The 17000-nt window shown below is 62.7% G+C and carries 17 protein-coding genes; 7 read left to right on the forward strand and 10 right to left on the reverse strand.

Features of this window, described 5'->3' with window-relative positions; all coding sequences use genetic code 11:
* Window positions 1–30: 30 nt before the first annotated feature.
* From IVB45_RS30120 to IVB45_RS30150, 7 genes are all read right to left on the reverse strand, one after another.
* Entirely contained in the window at window positions 31–993 is a 963-nt protein-coding gene (locus IVB45_RS30120; protein WP_247358324.1) for a sulfonate ABC transporter substrate-binding protein, read from the reverse strand.
* Window positions 994–1352: 359 nt separating this feature from the next.
* Window positions 1353–2519 carry a cytochrome P450 gene (locus IVB45_RS30125; protein WP_247358323.1) on the reverse strand — a complete coding sequence of 389 codons (1167 nt, stop codon included), beginning with the start codon at window positions 2517–2519 and terminating at the stop codon, window positions 1353–1355.
* 77 nt (window positions 2520–2596) lie between these two features.
* A complete protein-coding gene (locus IVB45_RS30130) occupies window positions 2597–3385 on the reverse strand; it encodes a helix-turn-helix transcriptional regulator (protein WP_247358322.1) in 789 nt (262 codons plus the stop codon).
* 117 nt (window positions 3386–3502) lie between these two features.
* Complete coding sequence (locus IVB45_RS30135) at window positions 3503–3862, reverse strand: DUF2200 domain-containing protein (RefSeq protein ID WP_247358321.1); 360 nt, start codon at window positions 3860–3862, stop codon at window positions 3503–3505.
* A 346-nt stretch (window positions 3863–4208) separates the two neighbouring features.
* Complete coding sequence (locus IVB45_RS30140) at window positions 4209–4916, reverse strand: PRC-barrel domain-containing protein (RefSeq protein ID WP_247358320.1); 708 nt, start codon at window positions 4914–4916, stop codon at window positions 4209–4211.
* Between the two features lie 58 nt (window positions 4917–4974).
* Window positions 4975–5352: a response regulator gene (locus IVB45_RS30145; protein ID WP_247358319.1), complete on the reverse strand. Its 378-nt coding sequence runs from the start codon at window positions 5350–5352 to the stop codon at window positions 4975–4977.
* Window positions 5353–5397: 45 nt separating this feature from the next.
* Entirely contained in the window at window positions 5398–6621 is a 1224-nt protein-coding gene (locus tag IVB45_RS30150; protein WP_247358318.1) for a histidine kinase dimerization/phosphoacceptor domain -containing protein, read from the reverse strand.
* Window positions 6622–7011: 390 nt separating this feature from the next.
* Between IVB45_RS30150 and IVB45_RS30155 the strand changes: the two genes are divergently transcribed.
* On the forward strand, window positions 7012–7458 hold the full coding sequence (locus IVB45_RS30155; protein ID WP_247358317.1) for a hypothetical protein: 447 nt from the start codon (window positions 7012–7014) through the stop codon (window positions 7456–7458).
* 164 nt (window positions 7459–7622) lie between these two features.
* On the opposite strand, the gene IVB45_RS30160 is transcribed toward IVB45_RS30155, so the two are convergent.
* From IVB45_RS30160 to IVB45_RS30170, 3 genes are all read right to left on the reverse strand, one after another.
* Window positions 7623–8828 carry an LLM class flavin-dependent oxidoreductase gene (locus IVB45_RS30160; protein ID WP_247358316.1) on the reverse strand — a complete coding sequence of 402 codons (1206 nt, stop codon included), beginning with the start codon at window positions 8826–8828 and terminating at the stop codon, window positions 7623–7625.
* Window positions 8829–8909: 81 nt separating this feature from the next.
* A complete protein-coding gene (locus tag IVB45_RS30165) occupies window positions 8910–10148 on the reverse strand; it encodes an acyltransferase family protein (protein ID WP_247358315.1) in 1239 nt (412 codons plus the stop codon).
* A gap of 87 nt (window positions 10149–10235) precedes the next feature.
* The gene (locus IVB45_RS30170; protein ID WP_247358314.1) at window positions 10236–11363 is read right to left on the reverse strand and encodes a helix-turn-helix domain-containing protein; all 1128 of its coding nucleotides are present in this window, start codon (window positions 11361–11363) and stop codon (window positions 10236–10238) included.
* 207 nt (window positions 11364–11570) lie between these two features.
* Here IVB45_RS30170 and napE point away from each other — a divergent pair, with 207 nt between their 5' ends.
* The 6 genes from napE (at window position 11571) to IVB45_RS30200 (ending at window position 16949) form a co-directional block, all read left to right on the forward strand.
* The gene (gene napE, locus IVB45_RS30175; protein WP_007596178.1) at window positions 11571–11756 is read left to right on the forward strand and encodes a periplasmic nitrate reductase, NapE protein; all 186 of its coding nucleotides are present in this window, start codon (window positions 11571–11573) and stop codon (window positions 11754–11756) included.
* 27 nt (window positions 11757–11783) lie between these two features.
* On the forward strand, window positions 11784–12098 hold the full coding sequence (locus IVB45_RS30180; protein ID WP_247358313.1) for a chaperone NapD: 315 nt from the start codon (window positions 11784–11786) through the stop codon (window positions 12096–12098).
* 16 nt (window positions 12099–12114) lie between these two features.
* Window positions 12115–14628, forward strand: coding sequence for a nitrate reductase catalytic subunit NapA (gene napA, locus IVB45_RS30185; RefSeq protein WP_027570414.1), 2514 nt, complete (start codon window positions 12115–12117; stop codon window positions 14626–14628).
* A complete protein-coding gene (locus IVB45_RS30190) occupies window positions 14625–15095 on the forward strand; it encodes a nitrate reductase cytochrome c-type subunit (RefSeq protein WP_247287669.1) in 471 nt (156 codons plus the stop codon). Before napA ends, IVB45_RS30190 begins: the two co-directional genes overlap by 4 nt.
* The gene (locus tag IVB45_RS30195) at window positions 15092–15745 is read left to right on the forward strand and encodes a NapC/NirT family cytochrome c (RefSeq protein ID WP_247358312.1); all 654 of its coding nucleotides are present in this window, start codon (window positions 15092–15094) and stop codon (window positions 15743–15745) included. Before IVB45_RS30190 ends, IVB45_RS30195 begins: the two co-directional genes overlap by 4 nt.
* Before the next feature lie 88 nt (window positions 15746–15833).
* Window positions 15834–16949 carry an ATP-dependent RecD-like DNA helicase gene (locus tag IVB45_RS30200; RefSeq protein ID WP_247358311.1) on the forward strand — a complete coding sequence of 372 codons (1116 nt, stop codon included), beginning with the start codon at window positions 15834–15836 and terminating at the stop codon, window positions 16947–16949.
* Window positions 16950–17000 lie beyond the last annotated feature (51 nt).

Genomic DNA, 17000 nt, shown 5'->3' on the forward strand with positions numbered 1-17000 from the left:
CCTTGGAGGTGGGGAGATTGGTGGGCACGATCAGGCCGCCGGGTTGCGCCAGACGATATCGCGGATCACGATCGGCTTCGGGATCAGCCCAAGCTTGTGGAAGCGGTCGGCGACACCCTGCTGGGTCGTGACGACGTCGTCGGTGACCGGGCCGACCACGAAATTCGCGCGATTGGCGGCGAGGGTCTGGATGTCCAACGGGACGCCGGTGATCGCGGCGAGCGATTTGGCGACCTCGTCGCGGTGCTGCTCGGCCCATTGACCGGCCGCGGTCGTCACATCGATGATCTGTTGCAGGACGGCGCCGTGATTCCTGGCGAACTCGCGGTTGGCGATGAAGAAGGAATTTGTCTTGGTGACGTCGCGCGCATTGATCAGGATGCGGCCGCCCTGCTTGGTCTCGCCGATCGCGAAATACGGATCCCAGATCGCCCAGGCTTCGATGCTGCCATTGGCAAAGGCGGGCCCGGCATCCGGCGGCGTCAGATAGACCGGCGTGATGTCGGCATAAGTGAGGCCGGCTTTCTCCAGCGTCTGCACCACGATGTTGTGGGCGCTGGAGCCCTTGGTGAAGCCGACGCGCTTGCCCTTCAGGTCGGCGATTGAGCGGATCGGCGAGTCCTTCGGCACCAGGATGCCCTGTCCGTTGGTGATGGGCTGGCCGGCGGCATAGACGATCGCCGCGCCCGCGGCCTGGGCGAACACCGGCGGAGAATCGCCGACCGCGCCGAAATCGACGCTGCCGACATTCATCGCCTCCATCATCGGAGGTCCCGACGAAAACTCGACCCATTTCACGTCGACGCCCAAGGGCGCGAAATGTTTTTCCAGGGCGGCCTGCTGACGCGTGATAACCAGCACGCCGGTCTTCTGGTAGCCGACACGAATTTCCTTTACCGCGCCTTGTGACGTTCCTTGCGCGTTGGCGCGCGAAGCGAATGCGGCGACTGCCGCAGTTCCAACGGATAGTTTGAGAAAGTCCCGACGTTGCATCCGACACTCCCGGCCGCGTGCGGCCGTCCTTCATTCGTGCTCGGGAATGATGGTGCGGCTGATCGAAGGTGTCGAGACGCGCGGAAAAATAGCGATGCAAGCACTGCGCGCATGGCGGAGCGCATGATTAATCTTTCAATCGGCGGAGCGAATGCAGGGGATATTTTTCCGCACGCGAATGTGAAAAACGCACGCGCCCGGCCAAGATTTAAAAAATCGCGAAAACAACCCCATGCACAGTAGCCGGGGCGTGCGAAAACAATGACTTACGCCTTATCCGAAATTGCTTTGACTCGTCGGGCAAAACAGGAGCAGGATGGCATCATGGCGGCGTTGCGGATGGACCGGTCCCTGCCGGACTAATGCAGCCATCTCACGGGCAGATTTTGCAGCCCGCGAAAGGCCCAGCCGCCGATCCGCACCGGTTCGTCGTCGGCGATCTCGAGCCGGCCGGCACGGGCGAACAAGGTCGGCAGTGCGACGTCGGCAATCATGGCGCGCGAGGCCCAGGCACCGGCGCAGAAATGCGGACCGGCGCCGAACGCGACGCTCTTGGCCGTATCACGCCGCACGTCGAACTGGTCGGCGCGCTCAAAATGCTTCTCGTCGCGGTTGGCGGAGCCGAACATGAGGAATACGCGTTCATCGGTTTCGAACGCGACGTCGCGGATCGTCCACGGCTTTGCGATGCGCCGCGGCGACATGCCGATCGGCGAGATCCAGCGGGCATATTCCTCGAAGGCCTGGAGCCACGTCACCTCGCCCTTGCGCACGAGATCGAGCTGGTCGGGATGGCTCAGCAGCGCCCATACCGTGCCGGCGATCGCCTTGCGCGGCTCGTTCTGGCCGCCTGAGATCGCGAGTTTGACGTTGGCGCGCACGCTCTCCATCGCCATGCCCGACGCGAGCAGCACGCCGAGGATGCTCTGGTCGGGATGCTTGCGCATCACAGGCAGGATGTCGTCGATGGCGGCATCGATGCCCGACGTCGCCGCATGGCAACGCGCCTCGACGGCTGCGTCGCCGCTGTAGTTGGCGATACCCTCGATCATGCCCTGTGACCAGGCGTCCATATCCGCAAAGCCGATATTGGTGAGGCCGGTAATCGACTTCAGGCATTCGCCGGAGAACGGCAACGCGAAGTCGCGCATGAAATCGATCCGCCCGGGCTCGATCGCGTCGATGATGCGATCGGCATGGGCCTGGAACAGCGCGGCCCAGTGCGCCTTTACCGTCTTCGGCGACACCGTCGGAAACATCGCGCGGCGCTCGACCTGATGCGCCTCGCCGTCCTTGCGCATCATGTTGTGGCCCATCAGCCGGTTCATCAGGCCCGCGGGCTGGTGCGAGGAGAACACGTCGATCTGCTTCTCGGAGATCGAGATATCGTCGCGGCTCGTCAGCAGCGTCGAGCCGAGCTGCGGCACTAAGGCGATTGGCGCCTCCTTGCGCATTGTCGCGAGCATCGGGTACGGGTCGGCCCAGAACGCGACAGGGTCGATGTCGATGCGCGGCGCGGTGCTCAAGCTTCGCTCCATTGCTGATCACCGCCAACGTTAGCGGCTTCAGGAGGCGCCGTCTGTCCCCAGCGATTGGGACAGCTTCAGTTCAGGCCGCGCGGGCCGGCGAGCAGGCGCAGCACGATCGCAAACAGCTCGCTCTGTGACGAGATGCCGAGCCGCTCATAGGCCCGTTTGCGATAGGTCAGGGTCGAATGCAGGCTGATGCCGAGCGCCTGCGAGATCGCCTCGGAGCTGAAGCCCGAGAGGATGCGCCGGCAAACGTCCTGCTCGCGCGGGGTGAGGCTGGCGAGCGGCGCGCGCGTCGCGAAGAGCGCGGCGAGAGACTGCTCGGTCGTCGCCGCCGAGCCGTGCTGGAAATGGCGTGCCACGCTCGCACTGATGGCCGGCGCGATGGCCTCAAGCCGCGCACGCTGGGCGTCGCTGAAGCGGCCCTGGACAGCGATGCGATAGAAATTGACGTAGAAACAGGTATCGTCGACCCAGATCGCGGTCGCGCATTTGTCGACGATGCCGGAATCCACAAAGAACATTTTGCGGTAGCGGGCGCCGTACATGCGCGGCGCGAAGGCGGGCAGCACGAGCGTCGCGCGGGCCTCGCCTTCGAACAACGCATCGCGGTTGGGATCGGATTGGTGGAACTGCCCGGCATAGGCCGCGCCGAGATCGCCGCCGATCGGGATGTTGCCGGCATCGAGCAGGCAGTGTGCGGCGCCGGCACGGCTCAACGCGAACACCATGCAATGGCCGACGCCGGCCTCCCGGCGCAGTGTATCGATCAGGATATCAGGGAAATCCGGGCGACCGATGGCAAGCACCGCGGGCGTGACATCCCCAACTGCCGGATTTGCGGGCGTCCCGCGAGGGCGCATCGTTTTCTCCCCATCGCCTTTTGACGAAATTTATCAGCAATGGCCGCGCAGCGAAAGGCGGGTGTCGCCGGATATCTGCCGTAACGTCGCCAAGCCAGGCGGACGAAGGATGCCCCCTTAGTCAGCACTTTTGCGCAAAATCTTGTCCATCGCTTTTCCCTTGGCCAGCTCATCGATCAGCTTGTCCAGGTAGCGGATCTCTCGCATCGTCGGCTCTTTGACATCCTCGACCCGGACGCCGCAAACCACGCCCTTGATCAGGGCTCGCGAAGGATTGAGTGTGGGGGCCTTCGCAAAGAAGGTCTCAAAGTCCGTCCGCTGTTCCAGTTGAGCTTCCAGCTCCTTCTGACCATAGCCAGTCAACCAGGAGATGACCTGATCGACCTCTGCTTTGGTGCGTCCTTTCTTCTCCGCCTTCGCAACGTAGAGCGGGTAAACGCTTGCGAAGCTCGTCGTATAGATCCGATGTTTTGCCATGACCGCTCCAGGGCATCGCTCATCAGGAACGTAGAGGCTTGAGACTATACCGTAATCCTTCGCCACCACATCCGCCGACGGTGGCCGACAGAGACCTGCCATCGATGGAGTTTGCCTGTAGAAGCTCTGACTGGAAAGTCCGTGGAACGAAAATGCTGCAAAACTTCCCCGTGCCACGATCGCTGTCGACGCCGCCAGTTCAGGTCACATGGTTCTCTACGGGACGGGCGGTGGTCTCAACCTGTCCGCTTTCGCCCTCACCGACGCAACGCTCTGCATGTGGAAGTGAACGAAGCTCTGGGCTAGCTAGTGATGCGCCGTTGCGTAAAAACGCGCCGCCGGTCGGCTACGGCTTTTCAAACAAGGCATCGTTATTGGCGCGCCAAGCCGGGTCGGAGAGCCACTTGTATTCCTGGTCAGGCATCACAGGCACCGTTTTCATGACTTCCTTCCCAATGGGAAGAAAGAAGCTTGATCGATCCTGCGTAACCTTCAGAGATCGGATCGGCACCACGATGCTATCCTTTCCAGTGGTGAAAAATCCGCCCGAGGCGACGATCGCGTAGTCCCTTCCATCTTTTGTGCCAAAGACGATGTTACGCACCTCGCCGACGATCTTGTCATCGGAACTGCGGACCTCCGCCCCAATCATCTCGTCGGTCCTCAAACCGGGCGTAAGTTGGTCGATCCTTATCAACGGTTTGGCGTCTTTCTTGTCACGGCTGCCTAAAGTCGCTCCGCGTCTGATTTTCGGTTCACGAGCAGCAATTTGCTTATCGGCCTCTTCCTCATCGTTGTCTCCCAACGACCCCATCGGCGGCCCCGCGATGAGTTCGCGAATGTTGGCGAGGAGACGCTCACAGTCGTCATGCCGTCCATAAGATCGAAGCGTGAAAGCGGCATCTCTTAGACTCCGAAGGTCGCGCACGGCCTGACTGTTGGCTGGTCCTCGAAACCGGGGATTTTGCTGAATGGCCTCCTCCAGCCTTGCGTCAGCAATTTGGCACTCAGCCAGCGCCTGGGTGACACCCCCGGCAACGATCAGCGCAGCCATGAACAAGGTCCGCATGGTCTTCATTGCAACTTACCTTCTTGGCAACTGGGGTAGTTCATTACGCCGCGCTGGTCAGCTCGCGGATCGCGTCGATGATTTGCACCGGCTGGTAGGGCTTGGGGATAAACCGGGCGTCCGCCGGAAGATCACCGGCTCGTATTTTGACGTGGCCCGAGGTTGCAACGATCCTGACTGGCGGCCAGCGGTCCCTGACAGCCGCCGCCAATTTCAAACCGTTCATTGAACCCGGCATATCGATGTCCGTGAATACAAGGCGGACATCAGAGTTGCGTTCGAGCATCTGAATGGCCTCGTCGGCGCCGGGTGCCTCTAGCACTTCAAATCCGGCCGCGCGGAGCACGTCAACTACGTCCATACGAATGAATGTTTCATCTTCGACAACAAGGACTCGGATGGTTGAAGTAGCCAACGCCATGTAAATAACTCTCAAGACTTCAAATGCCGAAACCCAGGATAGGATTCAGCTCGCATTGAGCGATTGTTCGGGCAGGTCAAGAGGGAGCCGGATTGTGAATAGCGCTCCCCTCGGTATATTTGTTGAGATCGTAAGCTCGCCCATCAACTGCCTGACCAGGCCGCTGACGACCCGGAATCCGAGACTCTTCCGCGGCTGGTTGATGTCAAACCCGTCGGGTAGCCCTGCGCCCTGATCGGAGATTTCGACCAGCAGATGTCCGTCGATCTCGCGGGCGTCTACAGCGATGACACCCGGCCCATCGACATAGGCATATTTAATCGCGTTTGTGACGAGCTCGTTCACCAGCAAGCCCAGAGGAATGGCCTTGTCCGCGGATATGACGATGGGATCCGAACGATATTGAAGCCTGTGTTCCGGCGCCGAACTCTGAAGATTTCTGCAAAGATGCTCGACGAAATCGGCAAGATCGACGAATCCGACCTTGCTGCCGCGCCAGAGATGATCATGCACTTCCGCGATCGAAGCGACGCGCATGGCGGCGTTTTCCAATGCGTGCTTCACATCGACGGAATCCGACCCACGTGCTTGCACACGTAGCAGGCCAACGACTGAGGTGAGGCTGTTCTTGACGCGATGACTCATCTCACGCGTGAGCAATGCTTCGTGCTCAAGAGCTTCCTGAAGCTTGGCGTCGGCGTGTTGGCGCTCAATCGCGATGCCGAGCAGGCCTGCGAAACCAGCCAGGAAATCCGCATCAGCGTCGTCGAATTGTCCGGGATCGTGACTATCGGCCTCGAGAACACCGAACGGCACGTCGCCCTCGCCACCTCGCCTGATAAGCACGTTGATCGCACGTTTGATGCCATGCTTGGCCAGAAGCGCCGGCGTCCGGAAACGTGTCTCTTCCTGCAAGTGATTGGAGATGACCGATTGGCCGGTCTGGTAGGCAAAGCCCGCGGGCGATTCGATATCAGCACCGAGCGTTACGTGATCTACTGTCCTCGCGGGCCAGCCGATCCCGGCACGCACGATCAAACGCTTCTCGTCGGGAAGATATTCCAGAACCTTGGCGTATGAGCATCCCAGACCGCGAGCACTGAGTTCTGCCGCATGCTGAAGAATTTGCCTGAAGTCACGGGTTTGCAGTGCAGCCGTACCGAACTCCCTGAGGAGAGCCTGTTGGCGGCGACGGTATGGAAGCTCATCCTGGCGATCGAGGGAGGCATCGGAGGCCATTCCTGAAACCAGCCTCGGTTCGGAGGGCATTAAACCGCCAATTCTGGATTGCGTCTTTCGCAGAAGCGCGGCGATACGCGGTGGCTTGAAGAAGCGCCGACCAATTCCTACAACGCCGCAAGCGGTTCTTTGTTCCCCCGGAGCAATCAATCGAGCTCGAAATGACTCGATGGCGGTTTCGAGGCTTTGGAAGGAACCCCCCAGCGGCCGTGTCAACCGCCACCGCGCAAGCCGTCTCAAAGCTTCGCTTTCCGCTCACAGAATACGCGGGAGTGTTTGGTGGCACACGTTGCCAACCCGCAGTGAAAGAAGCATCGCCATTCGCTCTGATGAATCCATTGAAACAAAAGGCTGACGATAAGCCTTAACAATGTCTTATGAGCTCCAACATCATTGGGGCCAGGTTTGATTGGAACGAAAATGGACGCCGAGCAGCTCGCCGAGAAGTTCCGACAGAAATTATCCGCAGCCGTCGTCGAAAAGGAGAGGCAGACGACTATCGCCGCGGAGAACAAGGACAAGCGAACCGCCGACATCGAGTACTGCAAGCAGGCGATGGAGCGCGAGGTAATACCTTTCCTGGAGGAGCTGAAGCATCATTTCGGCGAAGACCAATTCTCCTTTTCTCCTCAGATCGAGCGGCATGATCACCGTCCCGTCGGAGTTACTTTTACCGTGGGCAATGGTGCTCCAACGAGCATCTCAACTGCATTTGGCAACATCGTTGTGACTCGCATCGGCGGCAGCGGAACTAAGAAGGGTGTCCCCTTTGTGTATGCGCCGGATGTCGAGCCCTACATTTCAAACTCGGGTGATCTGACGCGGGACAAAATAGCGAAGCTGGTTGAGATGGTGATCGACGATTAGGCGAACACCAACACGGCTTTATGTTTAAGACACCATGGCTGTAGAAGGATGCGGACAGCGTCTTGAGAAAATCGCCGCCGAAAGCTCGTGCGCCGGCAGGTTGATGGTGCGGAGGCGCACTCGACTTCGTGGTCGTCCCTACCGCGGTGCCGCAACACGCTGCCCTACCCCGCCGCCGCCTTCGCCGGCCCCACGCTGACCGCGAGCTTGCCGTAGCGGTCGGTGAAGGCCTCGGTGTCGATTTCCTCGAGCTTGATCTCGCCGCTCATGACGCCCTGCTTCCAGGCCGCCTGCGCCGGATCATTCTGGAATTCCGGCATCACCTCGCGGCCGAACAGCTCCAGCGATTCGCAGATGTGCTCGTGGCTGTTCTTGCCCGCTTGGTTGAGCAAAATGACCTGGTCGATATGCGAGCCCTGGAAACGCTTCAGCTTCTTGCGGATGGTCTCGGGCGAGCCGATCAGGCCGCCGCGCAGCGCCGCCTCCTGCGCCTCCGGGTTGTCGCGTTTCCACTTGTTGTACTCGTCCCACATGTTGACGGTGTAGGGCGCCGGACGCTGGCGGTTCTGTGAGGCGCCGTAGAAGCGCAACGCGAACTGGAAGAAGGTGGCGCCGTCGGCGCGGGCGCGGGCCTCCTCGTCCGTCTTCGCGCACATGAAGAACGACACCAGCGCCATGTTCGGGTTGATCTCGTAGTCGGCGAGCTTGGCGAGACGCTTGGTCATGGCGTTGTAATAGGCGTGCACCCAGGCATGCGCGGCATCCGCGCTGACGAACTGGAAGCCGAGCGCGCCAAAGCCGTGGCGGCCGGCGCGCTCGATGGTCTGTAGTTGCGAGCAGGCCATCCACAATGGCGGATGCGGCTTCTGCACCGGTTTCGGCACGACGTTGCGCAAGGGGATGTCGAAATACTTGCCGTGATGCTCGCTGCCCGCGTCCTTGAACATCGGGAAGATCGCGGCGACGGCCTCCTCGAACACCTCTTTCTTGGTCTCCATGTCGCGGCCGAACGGTGTGAGCTCGGTGATGGATGCGCTCTCGCCCATGCCGAATTCGCAGCGCCCGTTCGAGAGCAGGTCGAGCACCGCGACGCGCTCGGCGACCCGCGCCGGATGGTTGGTGGTGAGCTGGAGGATGCCGTGGCCGAGCCGGATGTTCCTGGTGCGCTGGCTTGCGGCTGCGAGAAACGATTCCGGCGAGGGCGAGTGCGAGTACTCTTCGAGGAAGTGATGCTCGACGACCCAGGCGTGGTCGTAGCCGAGCTGGTCGGCCAGTTCCATCTGCGAGAGCGCGTTCTGGTAGAGGCTGAGCTCGTCGCCGGCGACCCACGGACGTGGCAGTTGCAGCTCATAGAAGATGCCGAACTTCATGACGCCTCTCCCAAGTTTTCTTGAGTATTCTTGCCGCTCATATTTTTGTTGCGGGCATCTTAATGGGTGGGGCGGCGCTGTCTACGCAGTCGCAATTCCGCCTTGCGGGAGAAGCCGCTTTTCGGCGCGGCGGCCATACAGGACCACACCGATAAAGGTGAAGCGCACCAGCAGATGATAGCTCGCAAGCATCGGAGGAAGCGCGACAAGGAGAATGATCGCGAACTTGGTCAGCCCGGGCCAGTCGAGCTGCGACAGCGCGACCTGCAGCGCCATCACGATCGGCAGGTGGATCAGATAGAGCCAGTAGGATGCATCGGCGAGGTAGCGCCACGTCCGACTGAAGCCTGACATGAAGCGGAGGGCGAGGCCGAGGACCGCGAATGTGGAAACCCAAATCGCCGATGCATAGAGGATGGCGGAGATCAGCCTGAGCGTGGCGAAGCTGACCGGCAGTTTCGGCGCGACAGGCAACGACAGCATCACGCCTGACACCGCGAAGCTGACCAGGATCAGGAAGAGCGCGAGCAGGACATGCGTCAGCCAGCGTCGCTCGATGAGCCGCAGCAGATCGACCTGCCGATGCAGGAGCCAGCCGATGCCGAATGCGGTGCCGAAGCCGATCCAGGCCTGCGCGTTGGTGACGAGCGATTGATCCGGCGTCCTCACGCCCATCACGTTGATCCATCGTGGATCGAGGCAGAAGGCGATGCCGATCGGTATTGCCAGAACCAGGGGAGCCAGCGGATTTCGCATGATCCGCGCGAAGACACGGTCAAACACCATGCGCAGCGTCCCTGATACATCAAGCCAGACCATTGCACTGCGCAGCAGCAGCGTCGCGACATAGAGCTCCAGCAGCACATACAGAAACCAGAGGTGGGTCAGGGGGAACTTAGGCAATGCCGGCAGCCAGCCGGACGTGGGGTGGATCGGACCGCCATTTGGAAAGTGAGATGCCCAGATCACGATCAGAGCTATCGGCATGAACACGAGCGGCCAGCCGATCACCAACGGCAGGCCGATCCGCTGCAGCCTGTCCCTGACGAAGCCCCAGCTCCCCCGGCGGTGAAAGCTCATGCGGGCAAAGAAGCCGGCCATCAGGAAGAAGGTCGTCATCCGGAAGACGTGGATGGTAAAGGACAGCAGACCCAGAGTAACGCTTGGATGGGTATCCTGAATGATCCAGAACCGGGGCGAGGCCGGCACAAACGACAATGTCGCGTGCAGGACGATGCCGAGCAGCAGCGCGCCACCCCTGACTGCGTCCAGAGCATGGAGCCTCTCCGACACAGGGGCGGCGGCGGTCGAGTGGGACATGGACAGGCTCATTCCGCTGGATGGGAGTTTATGCTTGGACCGTCTAACCAATCGGCGCAGGGTGTTCTCGCCTGATCCAAAAATCGGCTAGCCGATTTCGCGGCGCGGTTGGCTGAGTTCAGCGCTCTCGGGCCGGCTCAGCGCCTCGCGCCGGAATTCGGTCGGGGTCATGCCGGTTTCGGCCTTGAACGCGCGATTGAAAGGTCCGATCGACTGGAAGCCCGCATCCATGGCGATGGTCAGCACCGGGACATCCCGCTGCGTCACGTCGGACAGCGCCAGCCTGGCGTCCTCGATACGGTAGCGGTTGAGGAACGCATTGAAGTTGCGATGGCCCAGCCCTTCGTTGATCGCCTGGCGCAGCCGATGCTCGGGAACATCGAGCCGCGCCGCAAGCGCTCCGATCGCGAGGCCTTCCTGGCGGTAGCTTCGCTCCACCGTCATCAGATGGTCGAGGCGCCGCAGCAGGATCGGGTCGACGACGACCCGCCCCGCGGCGGCGCGGTCGGCGGCCGGGGCTTGCCTCCCCGCCTCGCCGGATGCGATCGCGGCCGTGGCGTCATCGACGGCCATCGCCGGCGCGCTGAACAGGCCGAGGCCGGCAAGCATGGCCACCACGAACAGCCCGAGCGCGGTCGGGAGACTGCCGGGCGCACCGGGAACCGCGACGGGAATTGCGGCGAAGCCGGCGACGCCGACGGTCGCGATGAGCACGACATTGATCGCAAGCATCGCCAGCCGCAGTCGGCGTCGCCGCGCGACCAGATCGGCGCGCCAGGTCTTGACCGTCTGAACCGCGGCAGCGAGGGCCAACACCAGGGTGGCCAAAGCCAGGACTCGCCCGCCTGCGCCGGCTAAAGCGGGCCAGTTCGCCCAGCCCAGCGTGATCGCAAACCCGAAAGCCACGATGCTCAGCCACAGGGCGCCGTGCCAACGCCTCAGCACGAAATCGTCGTCGAACGCCGCGCGCGCCCACAGCCAGAAGACCGCAGGCTGCGCGGACAGGATCGGTAATACCCACCACCAAGCCGTTTTGGGGAGGTTGGGCGCCGTCGCGATCGCATAGAACATGCCGCCTGCGCACATCGCGATGCCCAGCAAAGCCTGTTGGCCGATCGCACGACGCAGCAAGGCCACGAGAACGATCAACAGGAACACGCCGCTCGCTGCGCCGCGAAGTCCGAGATCGATCGCCGACAGCCCTGTCGCAGTCACAGCTCGTATCCCCGTTCGATGCCAAATTGTCGCATCGCCTTCGCACGGGTACAACCCAAACTTGTGCTTGTGGGTCTGGCGGCAGTCAGCATCGCGACTGGACGGATTGATACAGATCAAGGCGTCAGCAGCCCTGATGCATCTAAAGTGCGGCAAGGCAACGGCCCGGATGCCGTCCCAATCCCCACATTTCAGACGAGACCGAATATGTCGGCCCCTGACGACGCGACTTCGCGCGTGCGCCGTAAGCGCATGGAGATTTTCGCTTTCCTGTTCCTGACCGCGATCGTGATGCCCGTCCTCGCGGTCGGAACGGTCGGCTCCTACGGGCTCGGCGTCTGGATCTACCAGATGTTCGCCGGCCCTCCCGGCCCGCCGCCCTCCCCGCATTGATCCCCCGAAAAGCGAAAGACAGGCATCATGGCCGAATCCAAACTCAACCGCCGCGCACTGATCACCGGCCGGGTACTCAGCGCCGAGCGCGTCATCTCGCCGCCCGGTTGCGAAATCGCCAGCATCATCGTGCAGGCGCGCCCCGAGCGGCTCGCCGCACTCGAGGCCGCGATCACCGCCCTTGCCGGCTGCGAGATTCACGGCCGCGACCCGCGCGGCAAGCTCATCGTCGTGACCGAGGCGCCTGATTCCGGCAGCCTCGGCACCCTGCTCAACACCATCCAGTCGCTGCCCGACGTCTATTCCGCGGCGCTGGTCTTTCACGCCATCGAAACGGCTTAGGGCCGGGAGAGTCGTCATGACATCGCCAAAGCTCGACCGCCGCCAGATGCTGAAGCTCGAGGCCGCCGCCATCGCGGCCGCCGCTGCGGGCATGCCGGCACCGGCGCTCGCCGCGAATCTCGTCGCCGAGCGCGACGTCGCCGAACTGAAATGGGACAAGGCCGCCTGCCGCTTCTGCGGTACCGGCTGCTCCGTGATGGTTGCGACCAAGAACAATCGCGTCGTCGCCACCCACGGCGACATCAAGGCCGAGGTCAACCGCGGCCTCAACTGCGTCAAGGGCTACTTCCTCTCCAAGATCATGTACGGCCACGACCGCCTGACCCAGCCGATGCTGCGCAAGACGGCCGGCAAATACGACAAGAACGGCGAATTCACGCCCATCTCCTGGACCGAAGCCTTCGACATCATGGAGGTGAAGTGGAAGGAGGCGATCAAGAAGCGCGGGCCCAACGGCGTCGCCATGTTCGGCTCCGGCCAGTGGACGGTCTGGGAGGGCTATGCGGCCGTGAAGCTGTTCAAGGCCGGCTTCCGCACCAACAACATCGATCCCAATGCGCGCCACTGCATGGCCTCCGCCGTGGCCGGCATGATGCGCACCTTCGGCATCGACGAGCCGGCCGGCTGCTATGACGACATCGAGGCCACCGATGCTTTCGTGCTGTGGGGCTCCAACATGGCGGAGATGCATCCGATCCTGTGGACGCGCCTTGCCGACCGCCGGCTCTCCGCGCCGCATGTTCGCGTCGCCGTGCTCTCGACCTTCGAGCACCGCTCGTTCGACCTCGCCGACATCGGCATGGTGTTCAAGCCGCAGACCGACCTCTACATCCTCAACGCCATCGCCAACCACATCATCAAGACGGGCCGAGTCAACAAGGACTTCGTTGCCGCGCATACCATCTTCAGGCGCGGCCAGACCGACATTGGTTATGGCTTGCGGCCCGAGCATCCGCTGCAGAAGAAGGCGACGGGCGCGGCGAAGGCCAATGATTCCACCGAGATGAGCTATGACGAGTACGTCAAGTTCGTCTCGGAGTACACGCTGGAGAAGGCGGCCGAGATGTCGGGCGTGCCGCTCAACCGGCTGGAGGCGCTGGCCGAGCTCTATGCCGACCCCAAGACCAAGGTGGTCTCGTTCTGGACCATGGGCTTCAACCAGCACACTCGCGGCGTCTGGTGCAACAACCTCGTCTACAACATCCATCTGTTGACCGGAAAGATTTCCTCGCCCGGCAACAGCCCGTTCTCGCTGACCGGCCAGCCCTCGGCCTGCGGCACCGCGCGCGAGGTCGGCACCTTCTCGCACCGCCTGCCGGCCGACATGGTCGTCACCAACAAGGAGCACCGCACCAAGGCCGAGCACATCTGGCTGCTGCCCGAGGGCACCATTCCCGACAAGCCCGGCGCGCACGCCGTGCTGCAAAGCCGGATGCTGAAGGACGGCCTGATCAACGCCTATTGGGTGCAGGTCAACAACAACCTCCAGGCTGGTCCCAACGCCAACGAGGAGACCTATCCGGGCTTCCGCAACCCCGACAATTTCATCGTAGTCTCGGACGCCTATCCGTCGGTGACGGCGCTCGCCGCCGATTTGATCCTGCCGACCGCGATGTGGGTGGAGAAGGAAGGCGCTTACGGCAACGCCGAGCGGCGCACGCAGTTCTGGCATCAGCTCGTCCCCGCGCCCGGCGAGTCGAAGTCCGACCTCTGGCAGCTCATGGAATTCTCCAAGCGCTTCAAGATCGAAGAGGTCTGGCCGGAGGAGCTGATCGCCAAGAAGCCGGACGTGCGCGGCAAGACGCTGTTCGACGTGCTCTACAAGAATGGCCAGGTCGATAAATTCCCGACGTCGGAGATCGAGGAAGGCTACGCCAACGAGGAGTCCAAGGCGTTCGGCTTCTACGTGCAGAAGGGCCTGTTCGAGGAATATGCCGCGTTCGGCCGCGGCCACGGCCACGACCTCGCGCCGTTCGACGCCTATCACCGCGAGCGCGGCCTGCGCTGGCCCGTCGTCAACGGCCAGGAAACGAAATGGCGTTTCCGCGAAGGCAGCGACCCCTACGTCAAGCAGGGCACCGACGTGCAGTTCTACGGCTATCCCGACGGCAAGGCGCGCATCTTCGCCCTTCCTTACGAGCCGCCGGCGGAATCGCCCGACAACGAATATCCCTACTGGCTCTCCACCGGCCGCGTGCTGGAGCACTGGCATTCCGGCACCATGACGCGCCGGGTCCCCGAGCTCTACAAGGCCTTCCCCGAGGCCGTGTGCTTCATGCATCCTGACGACGCGCAGGAGGCGAAGATCCGCCGCGGCGACGAGGTGAAGGTGGTCTCCCGCCGCGGCTTCATCCGTGTCCGCGTCGAGACCCGCGGCCGCGATCGGCCGCCGCGTGGCCTCGTATTCGTGCCGTGGTTCGACGAATCCAAGCTGATCAACAAGGTGACGCTGGACGCCACCGATCCGATCTCGCTGCAAACCGATTACAAGAAGTGCGCCGTGCGCATCGAGCGGGTGAACGTGTCATGATGAAACGATTTGGAGTAGCGCTGCTCGCGGTCGCGATCGCGGCCGGCGCGAGCTCGCTGACCGCGCAGACGGTGACGTCAGGCCTGCGCGGCCCGACGCCGCTCAACGACGAAGGTCCGGCGCCGCCGATGCTGCCGAACCGCAACACCTCCGAAAGGGAAGTGCGCAACTATCCGGAGCAGCCGCCGGTGATCCCGCATGCGATCGACGGCTATCAGGTCGATCTCAACGGCAACAAGTGCCTGTCCTGCCATGCGCGGGCGCGCATCGCGGAATCGCAGGCGCCGATGGTCTCGATCACCCACTTCATGGATCGCGACGGCCAGTTCCTGGCTTCGATCTCGCCGCGCCGCTTCTTCTGCACGGAATGCCACGTGCCGCAGAACACCGCCAATCCGCCGGTCAGCAACGACTTCACCGACATCGACACGCTGCTGTCGCGCGCAAGCCCCGGTGGCCGCCGATGACGACGACCGCTGATGAGCCCGACGAGGGAATGAAGGCCAAACACGGCTTCGTCGCGCGAAGCTTGGACTTTGCGCGCGAGCTCTGGCAGGTGCTGATCCGGCCGAGCTCGGTGTTCGGGCTCGGCGTGCTGGTGCTGGCGGGCTTCATGGCCGGCGTGATCTTCTGGGGCGGCTTCAACACCGCGCTGGAATTGACCAACACCGAAAAATTTTGCACCGGCTGCCACGAGATGAAGGACAACGTCTATGCCGAGCTGAAGTCGACCATCCACTTCGCCAATCGCTCCGGCGTGCGCGCGACCTGTCCGGACTGCCACGTGCCGCACAACTGGACCGACAAGATCGCCCGCAAGATGCAGGCCTCCAAGGAGGTCTGGGGCAAGATCTTCGGCACGATCGACACCCGCGAGAAATTCCAGGATCACCGGCTCGAGCTGGCGGCGCATGAATGGGCGCGCTTCAAGTCCAACGATTCGCTGGAATGCCGCAACTGCCACAGCGCCGATTCCATGGACATCACCAAGCAGTCGCCGCGGGCCTCGGTCGCGCACCAGCGCTTCCTCTTCACCAAGGAAAAGACCTGCATCGACTGCCACAAGGGCATCGCTCACCATCTGCCCGACATGCGCGGCGTTCCCGGCTGGCAGTAGGGCGCCCCGCCCGGCTTGAACCGGCGGTGCGAATGGTTAGTTTTGGGGCTGGCGAATCGCTCCGTTTCGCCCCCTCCTCAAGACAGACATGGCCACATTCACCCCGCATCAGGATGCCGCGCTCAAGGCCGTTGGCGATTGGCTCAAGGCCAAGCCCGGCCGCAACGGTACGCCGCCGGTGTTCCGCCTGTTCGGCTATGCCGGCACCGGCAAGACCACGCTGGCGCGGCACATCGCCGACGGCGTCGACGGCGAGGTGAAGTTCGCCGCCTTCACCGGCAAGGCGGCGCTGGTCATGCGCAACAAGGGCTGCGACGAAGCCTCCACCATCCATTCGCTGATCTACCGCACCCGCGAATCCGGCGAGGAGCAGCCGAGCTTCGAGCTGTGGGACGACGCCCCGGCGTCCAAAGCCAAGCTGATCGTGATCGACGAATGCTCGATGGTCGATGTCGAATTGGGCCGCGACCTGATGTCGTTCGACTGCCCGCTGCTGGTGCTGGGCGATCCCGCGCAGTTGCCGCCGATCCAGGGCGGCGGCTTCTTCACCAATACCGAGCCGGACGCGATGCTGACCGAGGTGCACCGCCAGGCCCAGGACGATCCGATCGTGCGGATGTCGATGGACGTCCGCGAGGGACGCGAGCTCAACATCGGGCGCTACGGCGAGAGCGAGGTGGTGTCGCGCAAGGAGCTCGATCCTGATCGCGTCATGGCCGCCGACCAGGTCCTGGTCGGACGCAACAACACGCGGCGCGCGTACAATATGCGGGTGCGTCAGCGCCAGAACATCGAGGACGTCTTCCCCGTCGCCGGCGACAAGCTCGTCTGCCTGCGCAACAATCGCAAGAAGGGCCTGTTCAACGGCGGGCTGTGGCGCGTGAAGTCGCGCAACACCTCGCGCTCGAAATCCCGCATTCTCAGCATGAGGCTGTCGCCGGACGAGGATCTCGGCCACAAGGTGACGAAGGTCTCGGTGCGTGCCGATTGCTTCGAGGGCGGCGTCGAGGCGATCGCCTGGGAGCAGCGCAAGCCCTATGACGAGTTCGACTACGGCTACGTGCTGACCGTGCACAAGTCGCAGGGCTCGCAATGGGACGACGTCGTGCTGTTCGACGAGAGCTTTGCGTTTCAGGAGAGCCGCGCGCGGTGGCTGTACACGGGCATCACGCGGGCGGCGAAGCGGCTGAGCATTGTGGTTTAGCCGTCGTCCCGGCGAAGGCCGGGACCCATACCGCGTCATCTATCCGTATTC

The sequence above is a fragment of the Bradyrhizobium sp. 4 genome, from assembly GCF_023100905.1.
In the GTDB taxonomy this organism is placed as follows: Bacteria; Pseudomonadota; Alphaproteobacteria; order Rhizobiales; family Xanthobacteraceae; genus Bradyrhizobium.

Bases quoted from the DNA above. Each gene is read 5' to 3' on its own strand.
- IVB45_RS30190 (WP_247287669.1), top strand. From the start codon at position 14,625: ATGATGAAACGATTTGGAGTAGCGCTGCTCGCGGTCGCGATCGCGGCC.
- IVB45_RS30150 (WP_247358318.1), bottom strand. From the start codon at position 6,621: ATGCCCTCCGAACCGAGGCTGGTTTCAGGAATGGCCTCCGATGCCTCC.
- IVB45_RS30135 (WP_247358321.1), bottom strand. From the start codon at position 3,862: ATGGCAAAACATCGGATCTATACGACGAGCTTCGCAAGCGTTTACCCG.
- IVB45_RS30180 (WP_247358313.1), top strand. From the start codon at position 11,784: ATGGCCGAATCCAAACTCAACCGCCGCGCACTGATCACCGGCCGGGTA.
- IVB45_RS30120 (WP_247358324.1), bottom strand. From the start codon at position 993: ATGCAACGTCGGGACTTTCTCAAACTATCCGTTGGAACTGCGGCAGTC.
- napE (WP_007596178.1), top strand. From the start codon at position 11,571: ATGTCGGCCCCTGACGACGCGACTTCGCGCGTGCGCCGTAAGCGCATG.
- IVB45_RS30165 (WP_247358315.1), bottom strand. From the start codon at position 10,148: ATGTCCCACTCGACCGCCGCCGCCCCTGTGTCGGAGAGGCTCCATGCT.
- IVB45_RS30195 (WP_247358312.1), top strand. From the start codon at position 15,092: ATGACGACGACCGCTGATGAGCCCGACGAGGGAATGAAGGCCAAACAC.
- IVB45_RS30155 (WP_247358317.1), top strand. From the start codon at position 7,012: ATGGACGCCGAGCAGCTCGCCGAGAAGTTCCGACAGAAATTATCCGCA.
- IVB45_RS30160 (WP_247358316.1), bottom strand. From the start codon at position 8,828: ATGAAGTTCGGCATCTTCTATGAGCTGCAACTGCCACGTCCGTGGGTC.
- IVB45_RS30200 (WP_247358311.1), top strand. From the start codon at position 15,834: ATGGCCACATTCACCCCGCATCAGGATGCCGCGCTCAAGGCCGTTGGC.
- IVB45_RS30140 (WP_247358320.1), bottom strand. From the start codon at position 4,916: ATGGCTGCGCTGATCGTTGCCGGGGGTGTCACCCAGGCGCTGGCTGAG.
- IVB45_RS30145 (WP_247358319.1), bottom strand. From the start codon at position 5,352: ATGGCGTTGGCTACTTCAACCATCCGAGTCCTTGTTGTCGAAGATGAA.
- IVB45_RS30130 (WP_247358322.1), bottom strand. From the start codon at position 3,385: ATGCGCCCTCGCGGGACGCCCGCAAATCCGGCAGTTGGGGATGTCACG.
- napA (WP_027570414.1), top strand. From the start codon at position 12,115: ATGACATCGCCAAAGCTCGACCGCCGCCAGATGCTGAAGCTCGAGGCC.